The sequence below is a fragment of the Armatimonas sp. genome, from assembly GCF_031410135.1.
Lineage (GTDB): Bacteria > Armatimonadota > Armatimonadia > Armatimonadales > Armatimonadaceae > Armatimonas.
The window spans coordinates 1-4,581 of the sequence record NZ_JANNYP010000911.1 but is presented as its reverse complement, the minus strand read 5'-3'; the positions used below and the strand labels follow the sequence as shown (position 1 = coordinate 4,581).

Annotated in this window: 4 protein-coding genes; 2 read left to right on the top strand and 2 right to left on the bottom strand. The window is 48.2% G+C overall.

The features are described 5' to 3' along the window. Both RMO15_RS32390 and RMO15_RS32385 read left to right on the top strand, forming a co-directional pair. A partial coding sequence (locus RMO15_RS32390; protein WP_309723212.1) for a tyrosine-type recombinase/integrase occupies nt 1-994 on the top strand: 994 nt, incomplete at its 5' end. A gap of 592 nt (nt 995-1,586) precedes the next feature. Continuing rightward, entirely contained in the window at nt 1,587-2,963 is a 1,377-nt protein-coding gene (locus RMO15_RS32385; protein ID WP_309723209.1) for a S9 family peptidase, read from the top strand. Nucleotides 2,964-3,014: 51 nt separating this feature from the next. Here the strand turns inward: RMO15_RS32385 and RMO15_RS32380 are convergent, their stop codons facing one another. Together RMO15_RS32380 and RMO15_RS32375 are read right to left on the bottom strand one after the other, a co-directional pair. Further along, complete coding sequence (locus RMO15_RS32380) at nt 3,015-4,085, bottom strand: hypothetical protein (protein ID WP_309723206.1); 1,071 nt, start codon at nt 4,083-4,085, stop codon at nt 3,015-3,017. A 99-nt stretch (nt 4,086-4,184) separates the two neighbouring features. Beyond that, the gene (locus RMO15_RS32375; RefSeq protein WP_309723203.1) at nt 4,185-4,544 is read right to left on the bottom strand and encodes a hypothetical protein; all 360 of its coding nucleotides are present in this window, start codon (nt 4,542-4,544) and stop codon (nt 4,185-4,187) included. Nucleotides 4,545-4,581: the final 37 nt, after the last annotated feature.

The following is a 4,581-nucleotide window of genomic DNA, read 5'->3' as shown; positions in this document are numbered from 1 at the left end:
CTCCTCCCCGGCCCTCCTCCCAATCCTGGGAGGAGAGGGAAGAGGGAGTCTTATGGCCGGAACGGCCTTCGTAGCCATAGGCTCTCCCGCCCCCTCGTTCCAATCGGGGGGGCTTCTTGCGCTCTTTCTGGAGAGCCATAGTCCGACGACAATGGCGGCGTATCGGCGTGACCTTGAAGACTTTGCCGCGTTCTGTGAACTCCCCGTCGAGGAAGCGATTGCGACACTGCTCGCCCTGTCCGCGGGCGAGGCGAACCGATGGGCGCTGGCTTACCGAACGCAGCTGCGGCAGAAAAAGCTCTCTCCTGCGACGATCAACCGACGACTGGCGGCCCTGCGCTCCCTGAGTAAGCTCGCCCGGCTCCTGGGACAGAGCACATGGGTGCTGGAGGTCTCCAACCTCGCTAGTGAGGCCTACCGGGATACCCGTGGGCCAGGGCGAGAGAATGTCCAGAACATCATCGCACTTGCCGAAGCCGCGCCCCGTGACCATGCGATCCTGCGCCTCCTCTACGATCTGGGACTGCGCCGAGCGGAGGTCTGTGGGCTGGATGTCGCTGACCTTGAGGCCGAGCGACTCTGGGTGCTCGGAAAAGGCCGTCTGGAGAAGGTCCCACTCACGCTTCCTGAGCCCACACGACGTGCCCTGCGTGACTGGCTTGCAGTCCGAGGCAGTGCGGAAGGGGCGCTCTTTACAAGCCAGGATCGTAGCGGCAAAGGTAAAGGTGATGGCCGCCTGACGGGGCGCAGTGTCCATCGTATTGTGGCGCACTATGCCGAAACCTTAGGAATCTCCGCCCGCCCGCATGGGCTCCGGCACACTGCGATTACGGAAGCCTGTAAAGCGGCAACGGCGGCGGGGATTGGGATTGAGGAAGTGCTGGATTTCTCGCGCCACAAGAGCCTCGCCGTGCTCATGCGCTACCGAGATCGAGAGCGTAATGTTCAGGGAACCCTGGCGGCGCTTGTGGCGGCACCAAACCAGGTAGAATAGCGGCGTGTCACGCTTAACCAACATCGAAGATCTCTTGTGCTTTGAAGCACCTTCGTATCCACGGCTTTCCCCAAATGGAAAATGGGTAGCGTATCTCGTCAAAACGATTGACGAAAAGAAAAACCGCTACGATACCCAACTCTGGATTGCAACCACAGAAGATGAGTCTAAAGGCCCACGCCAGATAACTCACGGTGAGAGTGTCTCCCAGTTCTATTGGGCACCGAATAGTCAGCATCTGTATTTTGTTCGGAATGATAGTGAAAAAAAGCCCCAGCTTTGGGAGCTTGAATTGGGTTGGGGCGAAGCATGGCAATTGACACGACAGTCAAACGAAAAAGGAATGCTAGACTCGATAGCAATCCCATCAAGGGAGATGATTTTATATTCCTTAAAACCCACCAACGAAGCATGGACGGAGAAAGCAATTGAAACTCGTAAAAATGAGAATCAATCTTCACCTCCTCGCATGATAAATCGTCTCCGTTGGCGTTCCGAAGGGATAGGTTGGCTACCGCAAGGTAATTATACCCTTGTAAGTTCTGGTGGGTCTATCACTCGTGGTTTGCTATCGGATCGGGAGTTTGGAAACTTGTGCATATCACCTGGTGGACACCTTAACGCTTACACTCAGAACGTCGCGGATGATCCTGATCGCAAGGCGGGAGCAACTGCGATATTTACGGAAGATAGTTTAGGCGGTGATCATAAGCAAGTGGAGCACCTTGGCCCAGTTGCGGGGCTTTGTTGGTCACCTGATGGAAAGTATTTAGCGTTCCTGGGACATGATGATCCTGATGAAGTTTGGGGTACGAAAAACGCTCATGTCTGGGTTGTGGATGTGGAGACGGGCATAAGCCGTGATCTGACACCCGGATGGGACGTGACAGCAGGGGACTTGGCGCTCGGAGAGGTCTACGGGCGGGGCGATACGGGGCCAGTCTGGGAGAGTGAGACGAGCCTGCTTTTTGTTGCCTCAGATCGTGGCGAGGTCGGCGTCTATCGGATTGGGCTGGGTGGGGGAGTGCCTGAAAAAATCACCCCAGAAGGCTGCTCCGAAGTCGGGGTGAGTGTGGCCGCTGGGAAGATCGCCACGCTCCGAATGACCGGTAAAGATGAAGGAGCCGTTTTCGTCGATGGCAAGAGGGTCAGTTGGAATCTAGGCGGATTCTATGAGAAGTTGCTCTTTATCGAGCCGAAGGCGTTTTCGGTGGGGGAGGTGCCCTGCTTTGCGCTGATCCCCGAGGGCGACGGCCCATTCCCGACTATTCTCTATATCCACGGCGGCCCGCACTTGATGTACGGGCGCTGGCATCTCTTCCATGAGTACCAGGCGCTCGCTGCTGCCGGATTTGCCGTCCTCTATCCCAACCCGCGGGGCTCGAAGGGCTATGGCGAGGCGTGGACGGGGGCGATTCGGGATAACTGGGGCGCTCCCGCAATGGACGACTGCATGGCGTGCGTGGACTACGCGATTGCCCAAGGCTGGAGCGATCCGTCGCGCCTTGCCGTGATGGGGGGCAGCTACGGCGGCTATCTGACGGCCTGGATTGTCGGGCACACCGATCGGTTCGCCTGCGCCATCGCCGAGCGTGGCGTCTACAACCTCCAGAGCTTCGGCGGCACCACGGACTTCGTCCAGACCGACCACAGCTACTTTCTTTCCAACCACACCGACGACACGGAGAGCTTCCGCCGAAACTCCCCGATCACCTACGCGGGAAATGTCAAAACGCCGCTCTTGGTCGTCCACTCCGAAGGCGACCTGCGCTGCCCGGTCAGCCAGGGCGACGAGTACTTTAGAGCCGTCAAGCGCACCAGCTCCGCCGAGGTCAGCTATCTCCGGTTCGGCCCCGAAGCCAGTCACGAGCTAAGCCGAGGCGGCCCGCCCGACCTACGTATCGAGCGCCAAAAACGCTTCCACGAGTGGCTTAGAAAACACCTAATTTCTGACGTCTTATGTACATAAGACGATTGATGTATTTTTGGAAGATATAGACTTTTATTGTAAATACGAATGTTATTCAAAACGTATCAAGAACCGGTTTATTTCTTCTAAATAAGCCTCGTACCTGACACTCGTCAAAGTATTCTTTTTTTGCCTGCATTTAGATTTAAGATGTTTTGAAAATGATATTAGAAAAGATTTTTCAAGATGTAAATCACTTAATATTTCTCTGTAGGCATATCTTTCCGTTAATAGATTTATAATAATTCGCTGATTGTTTGGATTTAGAGATTCAAAAACAATGATGAAATCATTAATGTTGATATAATTAAATATCGGAACTCTCACAAACTGTTGATTTCCAGAACCTTTAATTGATATCTGACCTCTGAAATCAAAAAAATTATCTGGTATCAATGAAATTAGTGATTTTGCCTTAGCCGGTAATTCTTTCTTTTCTAAAGATTCAACTTTTTTATCAATGTAATCGCATAATTCAATGAATTCGGGGATTTTCTCACCACTAAAACTATAACTAAATTCCCCATTTCGCTCGGATTTTTTACATTCACTAATTTTGTGCATTACAGAATTTACATACCGCTTCCCTTTAGATAATAATATTTTATTTGTTGATTTGAACACTTTGACTCTTAACAGGGAAAATAATATACTGAATGCATGCTTTATGTCATTGATTTTAATTATTCTATGATTTTCTAGGTCATTAAGCAATATATTTATCCTTGTATTATATTCCTCATCCGATAGTTCGAAATAATTATAAATATATTTCCATGAAGGATTTTTATTTGTGTCTCCTTTAGCTGAATCCAATTCGTCTTTATGTTTGATAAATTGTTCAAAAGCATCTTTATTAATGATACCTTTGTCAAAAAAGTTAACAAGGTCTTCTTCTTCAAACATTAAGTTATACAAACTGAATTCTGAATATTTTTCAATTAGTTTTAAGATGGGGGTCAATTCAATCTTGTCTTGTTGGGAGTTTAGTGCAGACGTTGTCAATGCTGTTGATCTGGACTCCATGTATTCAGGAAGAATATCCCTGATATTATTAGGTGATATCTTCCCTTGGCGTATTTCTATCCCTAAACAAATAATCCTCGCAAAAACATATGTCATTTCATCATGTTTATGATATTTTTCATCAATCGAAGTGAATATCCTCTCAAAATCCCATAAGACATGCCGTAATACCCTTAGATTATTATATTCACTTAACTAATGGATTTGAACTATAATATTTCGGTTCCTGCTTAGAAATTCTCTATATGATAAATGTTCAGATTTTGCTACAAATGTTTCAAATGCTTCATCTATATTAGATTTAATCTCAAATGTCTTTCCTATCAATTTTTCCTTTATACTTTTGAATTTTGTATAGTCATCGATATTACCTTCCTCTTTATTTATTATTTTATCTTCATCTCCAATGAGAATTACTTTGTAATCACAATGCTCAATGAAATAATTGATATGGGTGTGACCCATTTTAGTTGAGAGGCCATTCATGCCACTTGATAGCCCCCTTGTGGCATCTTCATTTTTGAGTTTGCTCTCTCGATACAGAGAGAATCCCAAGCAGAGAAGGTTCCATAAAGCCGAGTTTGTTCACGTT

Coding starts and splice junctions, on each gene's coding strand:
- RMO15_RS32380 (WP_309723206.1), bottom strand. CDS start 4,085: ATGACATATGTTTTTGCGAGGATTATTTGTTTAGGGATAGAAATACGC.